General features: G+C 62.8%; 11 protein-coding genes. 7 read left to right on the top strand and 4 right to left on the bottom strand.

Features of this window, described 5'->3' with window-relative positions:
• Positions 1 to 225 precede the first annotated feature (225 nt).
• From DAAHT2_RS12590 to ahcY, 7 genes are all read left to right on the top strand, one after another.
• A complete protein-coding gene (locus DAAHT2_RS12590; protein ID WP_013164659.1) occupies positions 226 to 1,770 on the top strand; it encodes a trimethylamine methyltransferase family protein in 1,545 nt (514 codons plus the stop codon).
• A gap of 81 nt (positions 1,771 to 1,851) precedes the next feature.
• Positions 1,852 to 2,535: a corrinoid protein gene (locus DAAHT2_RS12585; RefSeq protein WP_013164658.1), complete on the top strand. Its 684-nt coding sequence runs from the start codon at positions 1,852 to 1,854 to the stop codon at positions 2,533 to 2,535.
• A 21-nt stretch (positions 2,536 to 2,556) separates the two neighbouring features.
• Positions 2,557 to 3,819 (top strand): methyltransferase domain-containing protein, encoded by a 1,263-nt coding sequence (locus DAAHT2_RS12580; protein ID WP_013164657.1) that lies wholly within the window; start codon positions 2,557 to 2,559, stop codon positions 3,817 to 3,819.
• Positions 3,820 to 3,912: 93 nt separating this feature from the next.
• Entirely contained in the window at positions 3,913 to 5,544 is a 1,632-nt protein-coding gene (gene asnB, locus DAAHT2_RS12575; protein WP_013164656.1) for an asparagine synthase B, read from the top strand.
• On the top strand, positions 5,541 to 7,436 hold the full coding sequence (locus tag DAAHT2_RS12570; protein WP_013164655.1) for a bifunctional homocysteine S-methyltransferase/methylenetetrahydrofolate reductase: 1,896 nt from the start codon (positions 5,541 to 5,543) through the stop codon (positions 7,434 to 7,436). Before asnB ends, DAAHT2_RS12570 begins: the two co-directional genes overlap by 4 nt.
• A 111-nt stretch (positions 7,437 to 7,547) precedes the next feature.
• The gene (metK, locus tag DAAHT2_RS12565) at positions 7,548 to 8,714 is read left to right on the top strand and encodes a methionine adenosyltransferase (RefSeq protein WP_013164654.1); all 1,167 of its coding nucleotides are present in this window, start codon (positions 7,548 to 7,550) and stop codon (positions 8,712 to 8,714) included.
• A gap of 62 nt (positions 8,715 to 8,776) precedes the next feature.
• Positions 8,777 to 10,069 (top strand): adenosylhomocysteinase, encoded by a 1,293-nt coding sequence (ahcY, locus tag DAAHT2_RS12560; RefSeq protein ID WP_174259458.1) that lies wholly within the window; start codon positions 8,777 to 8,779, stop codon positions 10,067 to 10,069.
• Between the two features lie 71 nt (positions 10,070 to 10,140).
• Here the strand turns inward: ahcY and DAAHT2_RS12555 are convergent, their stop codons facing one another.
• The 4 genes from DAAHT2_RS12555 to katG form a co-directional block, all read right to left on the bottom strand.
• On the bottom strand, positions 10,141 to 11,340 hold the full coding sequence (locus tag DAAHT2_RS12555; protein ID WP_013164652.1) for a hydroxymethylglutaryl-CoA lyase-like TIM-barrel protein: 1,200 nt from the start codon (positions 11,338 to 11,340) through the stop codon (positions 10,141 to 10,143).
• Between the two features lie 38 nt (positions 11,341 to 11,378).
• Positions 11,379 to 12,653 (bottom strand): nitrogenase cofactor biosynthesis protein NifB, encoded by a 1,275-nt coding sequence (gene nifB, locus DAAHT2_RS12550; protein ID WP_013164651.1) that lies wholly within the window; start codon positions 12,651 to 12,653, stop codon positions 11,379 to 11,381.
• A gap of 53 nt (positions 12,654 to 12,706) precedes the next feature.
• Entirely contained in the window at positions 12,707 to 14,155 is a 1,449-nt protein-coding gene (locus DAAHT2_RS12545; RefSeq protein ID WP_013164650.1) for a nitrogenase component 1, read from the bottom strand.
• A 454-nt stretch (positions 14,156 to 14,609) separates the two neighbouring features.
• On the bottom strand, positions 14,610 to 16,811 hold the full coding sequence (gene katG / locus DAAHT2_RS12540; protein ID WP_013164649.1) for a catalase/peroxidase HPI: 2,202 nt from the start codon (positions 16,809 to 16,811) through the stop codon (positions 14,610 to 14,612).
• Positions 16,812 to 16,886 lie beyond the last annotated feature (75 nt).

Here is a 16,886-nt window from a genome sequence, read left to right as displayed (position 1 = left end):
TGCAGCCTGGACGGGGGCCGCGGAAGCCGGTAGCGGCGGGTTTGGCGGTGGCCGGGCGCATGGACGCGCAGGAGGCCGCCGCCACCTCGGAGGCGGGCAGGATGCCCGCCGAGAATGAGCCGCTACCGGTTTTCGCGGCCCCCACCCCCGTGCCACAACCGAAACTTTGCAGCGCCGAAAATTTCGACCCGTTGAAACATTGAACAAAACAAAAGGTAAGGACCAATGACTGAACCTGATACATTTCGCCAAGGGACCGTGGTTAAGCCCTATGAGCGGCTGAACGCCGAGCAGATCGAGCTGCTGGATGACGCTTCCATGAAAATCCTGGAAGAGACCGGGATCTGGTGCTACAACATGCGGGCGGCCGAACTCTTTGCCGCCAACGGCGCCCGGGTGGAGGACGAACCCGGCGCCGGCGCACCCTGCAAACGGGTTTACTTCCCGCCGGCGATGGTGCGCAAATATATCGCCATGGCCCCCAGCAAGATCGTGCTGGGCGCCCGCGACCCCCAAAACCGGCTGCTGCTGGACGCCGAGGTGCCGCGGGTCTATTTCGGCTCCGGCTCCGAGACCAATGTCTGGCTGGAGACCGAACTGGAGGAGTTTCAATCCACCAGCGATCCTAAGCGCAAGCTCACCGCCCCGCGCTACACCGAAAAGCGCGGCGACGCCCTGCTGCTGGCCCGAGCCGCCCGGCTGGGTGAGCAACTGGAACACCTGGATTTCTTTATCCGGCCGGTCAACGTCCAGGACAGCGACATCAGCGAAGATGACCACGACGTCAACAAGTTCTTTGCCTGCCTCAACAACATCACCAAGCACGTCCAGGCCGGGCTGACCACCCAAAACAGCCTGAACAAGGTGCTCAAGATGGCCGAGATCGTCGCCGGCGGCAGCGAGGAGCTGCGGCAGAACCCGGTGGTCTCCTTTATCACCTGCGTCTTCAAAAGCCCGCTGCAGATGGTGGAAGACACCACCGACAAGGTCTTCGACATCGTCGAGGCCGGGATGCCGCTGGTAATTTCCTCCTCGCCCCAGGGCGGCTCTTCGGCTCCCATCCAGGAGGCCGGCATGGTGGCCCAGATCAACGCCGAGATCCTGGCCGGGGTGATGCTGACCCAGTTGATCAAGCCCGGCGCGCCGGTCCTTTACGGCAGCGTGGCGGTACGGGCCCGGCTGGACGACCTGCACGACCTCTACGGCTGCCCGGAGTTCAACCAGTACAACAACGACACCGCCCAGATGGCCCGGCATTACAAGATCCCCTGCTATTCCTCCTCCGGGGTGGGCAACGCCTCGACCCCCGGCATGCAGGCCTCCTTTGAAAAGGTCTTCACCCACCTTTACATGGGGCTCACCGGCGCCCAGTACATCCATTACTCCTTCGGGCTGCTGGAGCGGACCAACACCTTCTGCCCCCTGCAGGCGCTGCTGGACAACGAGCAGGTGGGGCTGGTCAAGCACTGCCTGCGGCCGCCCAAGGTGGATGCGGAAAGCATTGAAGAAGTACGCAAGATGATCACCAAGGTGATGAAGTCCAGCCACCGGCTGTTTACCCGCCACACCCGCAAGGCCACCCACGCCGGCGAGATTTCCGAGCCCTACAAATTCGGGGCCAAGGAGCAGCAGGACGGGGTGATCCCCCGCGCGGTGGCGGAACTGGCCAAAGTCGAAGCCCGGCCGGGCAAACATCTGCCCGCCGAGCTCCAGGCCAAAATCCGCGCCGAGGTGCCGGGCATTGTGGACCGATTGTTTACTGATAAATAACCCGGAAATAATGGCAGAAAAAATGCTGCCGAACCAGCTAGCCGCAATTTAGTAACGCCAAATCAAGGAGAAAGAGACGACATGGAAAAGCAAGAACTGCTCGAAAAAATCGCATTCAACGTGGTTCAGGGCCGGATTGAAGCTGAAGACGAGGGCTTTGATGAGGGCCTCGAGGATCAGCCGGCGGTGACCGAACTGGTCAACCAGGCCCTGGATCAGGGCGTCAGCCCCTCCGAGATCCTGGTGGACGGACTGACCGACTCCATGAACGTGGTGGGGGAAAAGTTTGAAAAGGGCGAATACCTGATCCCGGATATGCTGGCCGCCGCCGAGGCGGTGGGCGCCGGCATGGATATCCTCACCCCCCACCTGCTCAAGGACGGGGTGGAGAGCAAGGGCCGCTTCGTCATCGCCACCGTCATCGGCGATTTGCACGATATCGGCAAGAACATCGTCAGCATCATGATCAAGGGCGCCGGTTACGACGTTATCGATCTGGGCGTTGACGTACCCGCCGACAAGATCGTCGCCGCAGTCAAGGAACACAACGCCCCCTACCTGGGTCTTTCGGCCCTGCTGACCACCACCATGCGCAACATGCAGGAGGTCATCGACAAGCTCAAGGAAGAGGGCCTGGAAAACACCAAGGTCTGCATCGGCGGCGCCCCCACTTCGCCGGAGTTCGCCAGCGAGATCGGGGCCGACGCTCACTGTGCCGATGCCTTTGCCGCCATTGACTGGCTCAAGGCCCAGCAAGCCGCCTAAACGTGCAGCGGAGGTTTATCAATGGCTGAAACCAAGGCATATTCCCAGGCCGCCGGGACCGGCAAGTACGAAAAGGCCACCGGCCTGCTGGGCAAGTATGACAACGTGCGCCGATTCTGGGAGGATCAGCTCACCGGGATCATGCTCCGGCCCTATCTTAACGAGTTGACCGACCGTAAACACAAGCAACTCAAGCGGATCCGCATCGCCGACCTGGGCTGCGGCAGCGCCGACGGTTATGACCTGATCACCGGGGTCAACCGCGAGGAACCGGGGATCTACGACTTCATCACCGCCGCCGTGACCCCGGAGACCCTGCAGGAGTACGTGGGCTACGACCTCAACGAGGATCTGCTGGAGCAGGCCCGGGAGCATTTAAGCGGCAACGGCAAGGTCCGTTTCGAGAAGGCCGACTTTTCCGACGGCCTCAAGATGCTGGAGAAGGAAGCACCGTTTGACCTTTACATGTCGTCTTACGGCACCATGAGCCACTTCACCAACGAGCAGTTGGTCAAGATCTTCCGGGATATCTGCCTGCACGCCGAAGACGGCGCCCTGATCATCGGCGACTGGCTGGGCCGTTACTCCTACGAGTGGCAGGATCTGTGGCATCATCCGCCCGATGAAGAGTACTTCATGGATTACCGGATCTCCTACATCTACCCCGAGGAAGAGCGGGATCAGGCCGATATCGCCTCCTTCGACCTGCGGCTGATGACCCGCGAGGAGTGCATCAATATCATCAAGCGGGTGGAACAGGAAACCGGGGTTACCATCAAGCCCCTGCACTTTTTCGACCGCTCGATCTTCGTCGGCCGCCACTTGAGCACCGGCGATTACAACCGGCATGCCCCGCGCTGGCTGCGGCACCAGACCAACTCGCTGTTCGAAGGTTACACCCGCACCGATCTTTCCACCCTGATGGTGGATTTCGTGCCACGGCCGGGCTTTGATCATTTGAACAACTTTTACGAGCACTTCTTCATGTGCTGCAACACCCTGATCGAGCACACCATCGCCATGCTGCGCAACTACAACTGCCGCAAAGGCGAGCTGTGTGAACGGCCGCCGGAGGTGCCGCCCTACTATCCGGAGCCGCTGAAGGACGCCATCCATACCATGCGGGCGGTCATCGAAGGTTCGGGCTGGCTGGACTGGGGCGATCCCCGGGCCAACATCATCGAACCCCACTTGGGCTACTCGTTGCGCAAGATGGAAATGGACCTGCAGCCGGGCACCGGCGTGGGCCATTCCCTGGTGGGCGTGTTCCAGGTGGTCAAATAGCTTCAGGAGGGGACAGATCAAGATCTGTCCCGGGGATTTCCGGCCCCGGGGAAGTTTAAACTTCTAACACCGGAAAACAAAAGAGGATTAAAAATGTGTGGAATTGCAGGATGTATCGGTTCGGCCGATGTGGACACCGTCAACCGGATGTTGGATGCCCTGGAGCATCGCGGCCCCAACGACCGGGGCGTGCACATTAGCGGCAACATGGCTTTCGGCCATACCCGGCTCTCGATTGTCGATGTGGCCGGCGGCCACCAGCCGATCATCAGCACCGACAACAGTTGCGGCATCATCGGCAACGGCGAGATCTATAACTTTCGCAAACTGCGGGAACAACTGGCTGAAGAGTTCGAGTTCCGGACCCACTCCGACACCGAGGTTCCCCTGCATCTCTATCGTAAAAAAGGCTCCGCCTGCGTAAAAGAGCTGGACGGAATGTTCGCCTTCTGCATCTTCACCGAGGCCGGCGACTACCTTTTGGCCCGCGATCCGGTGGGAATCAAGCCGCTTTATTACGCCTACCGCGACGGCAACCTGTACTTCAGCTCCGAGCTGGGCGCCATGAGCCTGGCCCAGGTGGAGGAGGTGCACGAATTTCCCGCCGGCCACTACTACACCCCGCAGGAAGGCTTTGTCCGCTACTATCAGGTGCCGGAGATCCGGGACCACCTGCTCACCGGGGTCGATGAAGCGGCGGCCAGGGTCCGCGACACCTTCAAGGCCTCGGTGAAAAAACGGCTGCTGGCCGACCCGGAGATCCCGGTGGGCGCCTTTTGCAGCGGCGGCCTGGACTCCAGCCTGATCGCCGCCATCGCCGCCGAAGAGATCCCCAACCTGCACACCTTTGCCGTGGGCATGCGGGATGAAAACGGCAAGGAGAGCGACGACCTCACCGCCGCCCGCCTGGTGGCCGAGCATATCGACTCCACCCACCACGAGCTGATCTTCACCGAAGAGGAGTACTACCAGGCCCTGCCCGAGGTGATCGGCAAACTGGAAAGCTACGATCCTTCCCTGGTGCGCTGCGCCGTACCCTGCTACTTCACCTGCAAGCTGGCGGCCCGGTATGTCACCGTGGTGCTCACCGGCGAGGGGGCCGACGAACTGTTTGCCGGCTACCACTACATGAAGCACCAGGAAACGGCCAGGCTCAACCAGGAATGCCGGCGGCTGATCTCCACCCTGCACAATATCAACCTGCAGCGGGCCGACCGCATCGGCATGCTGTTCAACCTGGAGTTGCGGGTGCCCTTTCTCGACACCGCGATGATCGACCTGGCCATGCAGATCCCGGCGGAGCTGAAAATCCGCCAGGTCAACGACGCCCGGATCGAAAAGTGGATCCTGCGCCGGGCCTTTGCCGACACCGGTCATCTGCCCGAAGAGGTGCTCTGGCGCTACAAGGTGCAGTACACCCAAGGGGCCGGCTGCGAAAGCCTGGGCGAAAGGCTGGCCGAAAAAGAGATCAGCGACCAGGAACTGGCCGAAATCAAGGCCGCCTACCCCCAGGCCGCCATCAACAGCAAGGAAGCGGCCCTTTATTTCAAAATCTTCCGCCGCTATCACCCCCAGGACTCGATCCTGAAATCCATCGGTATCTGGGAGGGCTTCAACTTTGCCGAGGAGCGGGCCAACACCCAGGGAGCCCTGGACAACAAACGCTACCAGGACACCCCGGCCGCTGCCCCAAAAGCCAACGACCCGGAAGGAGCTTCTCAATGAGTGCCAACAAACCCGACTTTCTGGAATATATCCGGGAACGGGTGCTGCTGGCCGACGGGGCCCTGGGCAGCTATCTGTACGCCAAGGGGATTGAGCTGGGCAAGAACATCGAACGGCTCAACCTGGCGGACCCGGACCTGGTTTACTCGGTACACGAAGAATATATCCGGGCCGGCAGCCGGCTCATTGAAACCAACACCTTCGGGGCCAACCGGCTCAAGCTGGAAAACGCCGGCCTGGAGGACAAGGCCCGGCAGATCAACCTGGCCGGGGCCGAACTGGCGGTGCGGGCCGGCAGCGGCGAGGTTTACGTGGCCGGTTCGGTGGGCCCCAGCGGCGCCGATTTCCCCCTGGGCGAAACCGAGGGACCGGAAAGGGAAGCGGTGGAGGCGGCCTTCAAGGAGCAGATCGAGGCCCTGCTGGAAGGCGGGGTGGACCTGCTGATCCTGGAGACCTTCAGCCATCTCGACGAGCTGCTGCTGGCCCTGAAAGTGGCCCGCCGCCTGGCCGGCAAAATGCCCATCGTGGCCAACATGGTCTACCCCAAGCAGGGTTGCACCGCCGCCGGCCTCGATGCCCTGGAATGCGGGCGGGCGGCCCTGGCCGCCGGAGCCGACGTGGTGGGCTCCAACTGCGGCCGCGGCGCCCGGGCCATGCTGACGGCCATGGAACGGCTGGCCGCCTTGGGCGAGGAGGTGCCCCTGGCCGCCTTTCCCAACGCCGGCTTTCCGGAGATCGTCAACCACCGCCTGATCTACCCCGCCGAACCGCCCTACATGGCGCAACTGGTGCGGGAGATGGTCAAGACCGGGGCCCGGCTGGTGGGCGGCTGCTGCGGCACCACCCCGGCCCATATCCAGGAATTCGGCAAACACTTGCGCCTTAAACGCCGCCCCTTGACCCAGGTGGCCAGCGACAAACAGGCCACCGGGCCGGACAGCCAGGCCCCGACGGCGGCCAAGGCCGGCAGCCTGCTCAAGCGCCTGCCCACCGACAAACTGCCGGTGCTGGTGGAGGTTGACCCGCCCACCCACCTGGATATCAGCGGGGTGCTCGGCGGCGCCAAGGAACTGGCCGCCGCCGGGGCCGACGCCATTACCCTGGGGGAAAACCCCCTGGCGGTACTGCGGGCCGACAACATCTCGCTGGCCCACAAGATCCGCAGCGAGGTGGGCATTGCCACCGTGGCCCACGTTACCTGCCGCGACCGCAACGCCCTGGGGCTGCAATCGCAGATCATGGGGGCCCATTTGCTGGAGATCGACAGTATCCTGGCGGTCACCGGCGATCCGGCCACCACCGGCGACCAGCCGGCGGCCACCGGGGTATTCGACGTGCAGTCGTTCGGCCTGATCCGGATGCTCAACCAGTTCAACCAGGGCCGCAACCCGGCGGGCAAGGCCATGAAGGGGCAGTGCGATTTTTCCATCGGTGCCGCCTTCAGCTACCGGCCCAACAACCCGGACCTGCAGATCCGCCGCCTGGAACGCAAAGCGGCCCTGGGCGCGGTCTATGCCATGACCCAGCCCTTCTTCAGCGCCGGGGCCGTCGAGGATATGCTGGAACGCACCAGGCACCTGGAGATGCTGATCTTCCCCGGCATCTTCCCGCTGATCTCGGCCCGCAACGCCGAGTTTCTGCACCACGAGGTACCTGGGATCAACATCCCCGAAGACCTGCGACGCAAGCTGGGACGCTACGAGGCGGTGGAAGACCAGCGCCGGGTGGCCGACGAGTTCACCCGGGAGCTGATCGCCGAGATCTGCCCCATCATCGACGGCCTCTACCTGATCAGCCCGCTCAACAAGTGGGAGGTCACCGCCGAACTGACCCGGGAAGTCCGGCAGGCCGGCTGGAAGGGCAGCGGCCGACTGGCAGCCCTGGTGCAATAGCGTGGCCCATGCTTTTTCTTATCTTGCCAGGATGTGGTAAAAATTGTACAAGCTAACAACCATTGAACCTTAATAAATATTAACCTAGCCAAACATAAACAAGGAGCAACCATGGCAAACTATCTCTTCACCTCCGAATCCGTTTCCGAAGGCCATCCCGACAAGGTGGCCGACCAGGTTTCCGATGCCGTTCTGGACGCCATCCTGGCCCAGGACAAGATGTCCCGGGTGGCCTGCGAGACCCTGGTGACCACCGGCATGGCCCTGATCGCCGGCGAGATCACCACCAACGCGGTGGTCGATTACCCCAGCATCGTCCGCGAGACCATCAAGGAAATCGGCTACAACTCTTCCGATATGGGCTTTGACTGGCAGTCCTGCGCCATCCTCACCAGCATCGACAAGCAGTCGCCGGATATCGCCCAGGGGGTGGACGAAGGCAAGGGTGTCGACCTGGACCAGGGCGCCGGCGACCAGGGCCTGATGTTCGGCTACGCCTGCGACGAAACCAAGGTGCTGATGCCCATGCCCATCACCTACTCCCACCGCCTGGTCAAGCGCCAGGCCGAGATGCGGAAATCCGGCCGGCTGCCCTGGCTGCGCCCCGATGCCAAAAGCCAGGTCACCATCGAGTATGAAAACGACAAACCCAAACGGGTCGAGGCGGTGGTACTCTCCACCCAGCACTCCCCCGAGGTGGATTACGAGGACCTCAAAGAGGCGGTGATGGAAGAGATCATCAAGCCCATACTGCCCGAGAACATGGTGGATAAAAACACCAAGTACTTCATCAACCCCACCGGCCGTTTCGTAATTGGCGGCCCCGTGGGCGACTGCGGCGTTACCGGCCGCAAGATCATCGTCGACACCTACGGCGGCGTGGGCTCCCACGGCGGCGGCGCCTTCTCCGGCAAGGATCCCTCCAAGGTGGACCGCTCCTCTTCCTACATGGGCCGCTATGTGGCCAAGAACGTGGTGGCCGCCGGCCTGGCCTCCCAGTGCGAAGTGCAAGTGGCCTATGCCATCGGCATTTCCCAGCCGGTTTCCATCAACGTGGTCACCTTCGGCACCGGCAAGATCAGCGACGACGAGATCCGCAAGCTGATCACCGAGCACTTCGATCTGCGGCCCAAGGCCATCGTCCAGCATCTCGACCTGCTGCGCCCCATCTACCGTAAAACCGCCGCCTACGGCCACTTCGGCCGGGAGCGGGAAGAGTTCACCTGGGAGCGCACCGACAAGGCCGAGGCTCTTAGAGCCGCCGCCGGCATTAAATAGGCAAACGAACCTGAAATTTTTCAACCCTTACTGATAGGAGTTTTATTGTGAGTAACAAAGTACTGGACAACAACGATTACAAAGTGGCGGACATGAACCTGGCCGACTGGGGCCGTAAAGAGGTGCTGATCGCCGAGACCGAGATGCCCGGGCTGATGGCCCTGCGCGAAGAGTACGGCGCGAGCAAGCCGCTCAAGGGCGCCCGCATTGCCGGCTGCCTGCACATGACCATCCAGACCGCGGTGCTGATGGAAACCCTCACCGCCCTGGGGGCGGAGGTCCGCTGGTCCTCCTGCAACATCTTCTCCACCCAGGACCAGGCCGCCGCCGCCATGGTGGCCGCCGGGATTCCCACCTTTGCCTGGAAGGGCGAGAACGAGGAAGAGTTCTGGTGGTGCATCGAGCAGACCATCACCGGCCCCGACGGCTGGCGGCCCAACATGATCCTGGACGACGGCGGCGACCTGACCCAGATCATGCACGAGAAATATCCCGAGCTGATGAAAGATGTGAAGGGGATCAGCGAAGAGACCACCACCGGGGTCCACCGCCTCTATGAGATGACCAAGGAAGGCAGCCTGCTGGCCCCGGCCATCAACGTCAACGACTCGGTAACCAAGTCCAAGTTCGACAACCTGTACGGCTGCCGGGAATCGCTGCTCGACGGCATCAAGCGGGCCACCGACGTGATGATCGCCGGTAAGATCTGCGTGGTGGCCGGTTACGGCGACGTGGGCAAGGGCTGTGCCCAAGCCTTCCGCGGCATGGGCGCCACCGTCTGGGTCACCGAGTGCGACCCCATCTGCGCCCTGCAGGCCGCCATGGAAGGCTTCCGGGTAGTGACCATGGATGACGCCGCACCTAAAGCCGACATCTTCGTCACCGCCACCGGCAACATCAACGTCGTTACCCGCGCCCACATGGAGCAGATGCGGGACCAGGCCATCGTCTGCAACATCGGCCATTTCGACAACGAGATCGATATCGCCGGCCTTAAAGACCTGACCTGGGAGAACATCAAGCCCCAGGTGGATCACGTGATCTTCCCCGACGGCCACCGCATCATCATCCTGGCCGAGGGCCGGCTGGTGAACCTGGGCTGCGCCACCGGCCACCCCAGCTTCGTGATGAGCAACTCCTTCACCAACCAGGTACTGGCCCAGATCGAGCTGTGGGAGCGCCACGACCAGTATGAAAGAAAGGTCTACATGCTGCCCAAGCACCTGGACGAAAAGGTGGCCAAGCTCCACCTGGAACGGATCGGCGCCAACCTCACCGAACTCCGCCCCGACCAGGCCAAGTACATCGGCGTACCGGTGGAAGGGCCGTACAAACCCGACCACTACCGCTACTAAAAAACCACCACCCTGCTGTAAGCGCCCACGGGGATTATCCCCGCTGGGCGCTTACAGCCCCTCCCCACGGCTTAACCATAGCTCAGAAAAACCCGCTGCAACTCTTCGCAGGTCAGGGGCCGCCGCAGTTCACGGGCCGTTTGCCGAACCTTGGCCAACAGGCCGGCGGGGGCGCCTTGGATTGCCCGATTTTTGCCGGCCGCAACCGGCGCCTTTCTTCCTTGACCGCTACCCTCCTGCCAGCGCCGCCATTGCCGGGCGATGGCCCGATGGCCGGCCTTAACCCCGTAGAGCAGGGTGCGACGTTGCCCCACCAACTCCGGGGCGAAGGGCTCATAGCTGGCCGGATCAAGCTGGATGGCCGCCAGATGGAGTCCCGTTTCACAGCTGAAGACATCGCGGCCCACCACCGGTCGCCAGGAGGGAATTTCCCGCCCGCAGAAGCCGGCCAACTGTTGCGCCAGCTCCGGCAGGCGCTCCAGCCGGTAATGATGACCCCGGCGCAGGGCCAGGTAAGTCGCCACCTCTTCCAGGCGAGCCAAACCGGCCCGCTCACCCAAGCCCAACAGCGAGACGTCGGCCCAATCGGCCCCGGCCGCCAGGGCGGCAATGGCATTGGCTCCGGCCAGGCCGAAATCATTGTGGGTATGGACCCCGATGGCCACCTGGTTGCCCCTGCCGTCGCCGCCGGCCTCCCGGAGATATTCCCGCACCCGTCCCACCAGATCGGCAATTTCATCCGGGGCGGAAATACCCACCGTGTCGGCCAGACGCAAACGATCGACACCATGATCCACCGCCAGCACCGCCATTTGACGAACAAAATTCGGCTCCGCCCGGGTAACATCCTCCAGCCCCAAAGCCAGGTACGGCACCCGACCACGGGCCAATTCCAGGGCGGCGGCGGCCAGGGTTCGAACTTCAGCCGCCGTTTTGCCCAACTTGCTGGTCATCTGCCGATGGGAGGCCGGAATGGAAAGCGCCAGGACATCGGGGTTCAGGGCCAGGGAGCGTTCAATATCATCCGGCAAACACCGGCACCAGAGGGCCAACCGCCGCACCCCGGCTTCGTGGCGCAACCGGGGGATCAAGCGGGCCAGGTAATCGCCCGGCTCCATGGTAGCCGCAGCCAGACCCACCGGACCCACTTCCAGCTCCTCAAGCCCCAACGCCACCGAGCCGGCGGCCACCGCCACCTGCCGGTCAAGGCTCAGTTCAACCCCGACCCCTTGCAATCCTTCTCGTAAGGTGCTGTCAATCAAGCCAACCATATCCATAACCTCATTTTAGCAAACAGTAAGACCAAATATTACCCGCAGCCCTCGCCGGCTCCCCGGCAACCGCCGCTGGAGCAGGACTTGGCCTGCCTGGCCTTGAACAGGGTCGGGTTGCCGCCCTCATAAACGGCCTTCAGGCCCTCATTGATAAAGCCGTTCATCTCCACGGTGCGCAGCCCCGATTCGCGCAGGATCTCTTTGGGGGTCTCCCCCACCCCGCTGACCAGCACCGCCCGGCAGTCGTTGAGCACCCGACCTAAAGAGATCCAGCGCCGCACCCCGCCGCCCCTGGGCGGCGCCGGGCGTTCTTCCCGCAGGTGGTAGCCTCCGGCGTGGGGCTCGAAAACCTGAAAAACTTCGGCCTCGCCCAGGTGCTGATTGACCAGAATGCCTTCCATGGTGGCCACCGCCACATAGGGCCGATCGGCCGGGGCCGGGGGCGGCAGGGTGGCACAGGCACTCAGGCAGCCCTGCATTTCGCCGCTTTTGTCCTCGCCCAGCAGGCCCACGGCGTCGGCCCGGCAACGGGTGCAGTGGCGCATCTGGGGCAGAAATTTTTCCGCTTTAGCCCGCATTGCCGCCAGCTCCTGCTTACTGGGCTCGATGATCTCGGCAAAGGGAGTGCCGGCATTGGGGAACAGGGCCATGCAATTGAACAGATCGGCACCCAAATCGCGCATCGCCTCGGCCACCGCCGGGATATGTTGGTCATTGACGCCCGGAATCATAATGCAGTTGATCTTGACCGTGATCCCGGCTGCCTTGAGCCGGCCAATGGCCTCCAACTGGCGGCGGAGCAACAGCTCGGCGGCCTGCCGGCCCCGGTAAAGGACCTTGCCGTCCCGCACCCAACCGTAAATACGCGCCCCGATCTCCGGGTCCACCGCGTTGACGGTGATGGTGACATGGGAAACATTCAGGGCGGCCAGCTCCGGGATATGGGGGCCGATATTCATTCCGTTGCTCGACAGGCAAAGCAGCTTGTCGGAATACTTTTCGTTGATCAGCCGCAGGGTTTCCATGGTGGCCTCGGCGTTGGCAAACGGGTCACCGGGGCCGGCGATCCCCACCACGCTGATCCGGGGTTCACGCTCCAATACCCGATCCACGTACACCAAGGCCTGGTCGGGGGTCAGCACGGTGGAAGTAACCCCTGGCCGCGATTCGTTAACGCAGTCATATTTGCGGTTGCAGTAATTGCACTTGATATTGCAATGGGGCGCCACCGGCAGGTGCACTCGCCCAAACTGTCCCTTAACCGCCGGATTGAAGCAGGGATGATTAGCTCTGTCTGCTGTTGCGTTCATGATTACTCCTTTACCTGTTGGCGCGGCCAACGGTTGAAAGATTTGCAGTTTGCTCACATGTAGCTGTAGCCCACCGGCGAGCTGTCCTGTTTGTGGGCGATCAGGGTGTTGACGATGGTATCGAAAAGCTGCTGGGCGCCCTGGTAGCCCAGGTGGAGAATCCGCTGGCCGCCCAGCCGGTCGTGAATGGGGAACCCCAACCGGATCAGAGGAATGGCCAGTTCCCGGGCCAGGGAATAACCCTTGCTGTGGCCGATGATCAGATCCGGCTTGAGCTGCCGGGCCCTTTCGGCGATATCGAAGAAATCGCAATCCTCGTAAACCTCCGGGCTACTGCCGGCAGGCAGCAGCTCGCCGGTCACCTCGCCGATGGCAGCCGCCAGCTTGCCGCTTTTGCCGCCGGAGGCGCAGAGCACCGGCCGGATACCCAGTTCCGCCAAAAGCGAGCTCAGCCCTACCACCAGGTCTTCTTCGCCGTAAACCAGCGCCCTTTTACCGGCCAGGTACTTGTGGCCGTCCACCATGGCATCCAGCAGGCGGCCACGGGCGGCCGCCTGGCGGGGTGGCAAGGCAGGTTGTGCCGAAGTTGGGGATTCTTCGCAGCCGGTGGGGGCCGACCGGCTCGCCGCCAATTGGGCCAACAACTCCATCAAGCGATCGGTTTCCCGCAGCCCCAGCGGCAGCCCCAATTGCTTGCGGCTTACTCCCCGTTGAGCTGCCAGCCAGCCGGCGGCGGATAAATTATCCGGGATGGTGCGGCCAAATTCGATGCTGACCGCCGCCCGGCCCATCCCGGCGATGGCGGCGATTTCGGTGCCGCCTGGGGGAATCAGGGGATAATCTTCCAGGGCCGGGCCATCCAGGGTATCGGAGAAGTCGGGCAGGATGGTGGCCGGCAGGTTGAATTCAGCCAGGATATCTTTAAGCAGGCGCAGGTCCGCCGGCGAGACCAGGCCGGGAAAAAGGTTGATCCCCGCCTCGGTCGGCATTGCCTGACCCGACACTGAATCGCTTTCTGCCGGTGCGGCCAACTGCTCCACCAGGGCCATGACCGCACCATGGAAGCCTTCCATGTGGCTGCCGGCATAGCTGGGGGTGGAAACCCGGATCAGCAGGGGGGCACTGTCATCATCGCCGATAAACTCCCGCCGGTACTGGGCCAACAATAGGTTGAGGTCATCACCGATGGTCTCGGTGAGGCAGGTAGTGGCAATGCCGATCAGCGCCGGCCGGTACTTGGCGGTGACGTTTTGCAACCCCAGCATCAGGTTGGGGCCGCCACCGTAGATGGCATTCTTCTCCCCCAAAGAGGAGGAGGCGATATCGATGGGTTCATTGAAATGGCTGATGATGTAGCGCCGCATGTAGGTGGCGCAACCCTGAGAGCCGTGCAAATAGGGCACGGCCCCGGCCACTCCGCGAAAGGCCAGCACCGCCCCCAGGGGCCGGCACAGCTTGCAGGCGTTGGTGGTGGAAATAAAATCCGGTGTTTTCTTGCCCATGGTGCTCTCCCGTTTTGGTTCCAACCGGATCGCCGGCGGCGGCTGACAACCTCCGCCATCAGTGACGATCCACTTGCCATGGGACTAGAGCAATGGGCATGCCAAAGAGGGCCGCCAACCACCCCTCAAGGGCGAATGACGGCGGCACAAGAGACGCCGGACAACAGGCAACATCTTGAATTCAGGGAGAGAAAAGAAATGAGAAGCGCCGCCGATCAGCCAACAATTTGTCCCCACCAGGCCCCACCTTCCTCGGCAGCCAGTGGGTCGCCGGGTAGGGCTTGCGACAAAATGGAAGCAGACCAGACATTCAGGTGGCCAAGCAATACGGCCATAGCTGATGATCCAGCCTGCTGTCCCAATCGATCATTGGGCGCTATACAACCAGGGGCCGGTTCAGCGGCGGCGGACCGACCGCTGAACCGGCTCTTAAGCCTGCTGCTTGGTGCCCCGATCAGGCCAGGTCGAAGCGATCGAGGTTCATGACCTTGTTCCAGGCGGCCACGAAATCGTCGACGAATTTTTCCCGGGTATCATCTTGGGCATAGACCTCGGCCAGGGCCCGCAACTGGGAGTTGGAGCCGAAAACCAGGTCCACCCGGGTGCCGGTCCACTTGAGCTCGCCGCTGTTGCGGTCGCGCCCCTCAAAGGTTTCCCGGGCGTCGGAAGTGGGCTGCCAGACGGTGGCCATGTCCAGCAGGTTAACAAAAAAATCGTTGGTCAACTGGCCCGGCCGCTTGGTAAAGACGCCATGCGGCGACTGGTCCACATTGGCCCCCAGCACCCGCAGCCCACCGACCAGCACCGTCATCTCCGGGGCGCTCAGGGTCAACAGGTGGGCCTTGTCCACCAGCATCTCTTCGGCGGTGACGCTGTAAGTCTGCTTCTGGTAGTTGCGAAAACCGTCGGCCTCGGGTTCCATGATCGCAAACGACTTGACATCGGTCTGTTCCTGGGAGGCATCGGCGCGACCGGGGGTGAAGGGCACCTCAATGGCGTGCCCGGCCGCCTTGGCCGCCGCTTCCACCGCCGCGCAACCACCCAGCACGATCAGGTCGGCCAGCGAAACCTTTTTGCCGCCGCTCTGGGCGCCGTTGAACTCCTGCCGGATGGTTTCCAGCCCCCCCAGCACCTTGGTCAATTGCGCCGGCTGGTTCACGGCCCAGTCCTTCTGCGGCGCCAGGCGGACACGGGCGCCATTGGCCCCGCCCCGCTTGTCCGAGCCCCGGAAGGTGGCTGCCGAGGCCCAGGCGGTGGCAATCAGTTCCTCCCCCGACAGGCCCGAGGCCAGCACCTTGGCCTTGAGATCGGCGATGTCACCATCGTCGATCAGGGGGTGATCAACGGCGGGCAGGGGATCCTGCCAGATCAGGTCTTCTTGCGGCACTTCCGGCCCCAGGTAACGGGCCTTGGGCCCCATGTCGCGGTGGGTCAGCTTGAACCAGGCCCGGGCAAAGGCATCGGCGAACTCCTCGGGGTTCTGCTGGTAGCGCCGGGCGATGGGCTCGTAGATCGGGTCGAAGCGCATGGAGAGGTCGGCGGTGGTCATCATCGGCCGGCGTTTTTTGGACGGGTCGTGGGCGTCGGGGATCATATCCTCCTCGGCCACGTCCTTGGCCAGCCACTGATTGGCCCCGGCCGGGCTCTTGACCAGCTCCCATTCGTATTTGAACAGGGTGTTGAGGTAGCCCATGTCCCATTTGGTGGGATTGGGTTTCCAGGCGCCCTCAATGCCGCTGGTGATGGTGTCTCCGCCTTTGCCGCTGCCCATGGCGTTCTTCCAGCCCAGCCCCTGCTCTTCCAGCGGTGCGGCTTCCGGTTCGGGGCCCACGTGCGATGCCGGCCCGGCGCCGTGGCATTTGCCGAAGGTGTGGCCGCCGGCGGTCAGGGCCACGGTTTCCTCGTCGTTCATCCCCATGCGGGCGAAGGTTTCCCGCACATCGCGGCCGGAGGCCACCGGGTCGGGGTTACCGTTGGGGCCTTCGGGATTCACGTAGATCAGCCCCATCTGCACGGCGGCCAGGGGATTTTCCAGCTTGCGCTCGCCGCTGTCGCTATAGCGCTTATCACCCAGCCATTCGGCCTCGGAACCCCAGTAGATGTCCTCTTCCGGTTGCCAGATGTCTTGCCGGCCGCCGCCGAAGCCGAAGGTTTTGAAACCCATGGATTCCAGGGCGCAGTTGCCCGCTAAAATCATCAGGTCGGCCCAAGAGATTTGGTTGCCGTATTTCTGCTTAATCGGCCAGAGCAGGCGGCGGGACTTGTCCAGGTTGGCGTTGTCGGGCCAGCTGTTGACCGGGGCGAACCGCTGGTTGCCGGTGCCGCCCCCGCCCCGGCCATCCCCGGTGCGGTAGGTGCCGGCGCTATGCCAGGCCATGCGGATCATCAGGCCGCCGTAGTGGCCCCAATCGGCCGGCCACCACTCCTGAGAATCGGTCATCAGGGCGACCAGATCCTTCTTCAGCGCCGCCAGATCGAGCTTTTTGAACTCTTCGGCGTAGTTGAAGTCTGGCCCCAGGGGGTTGGAGGCCGGGGCGTGCTGGTGAAGGATGCCCAGGTTGAGCTGCTTGGGCCACCAGTCGCGGGTTGTTGGGCCTCTGCCGGCGGTGGTGCTGCCGGTTTTACCGGTTACCGGGCACTTACTCATTTCACTCATGGCGGATCTCCTTTGGGTTGGGATTAAATTCCAGCAAAAGGGTCTTTGGGATGCGAGCCCCCAAAAGCCTTATTA

This window comes from Desulfurivibrio alkaliphilus AHT 2, from assembly GCF_000092205.1.
Lineage (GTDB): Bacteria > Desulfobacterota > Desulfobulbia > Desulfobulbales > Desulfurivibrionaceae > Desulfurivibrio > Desulfurivibrio alkaliphilus.
The sequence above is the reverse complement of the archived record's forward strand: the minus strand, read 5'-3'. Positions and strand labels throughout refer to the sequence as shown.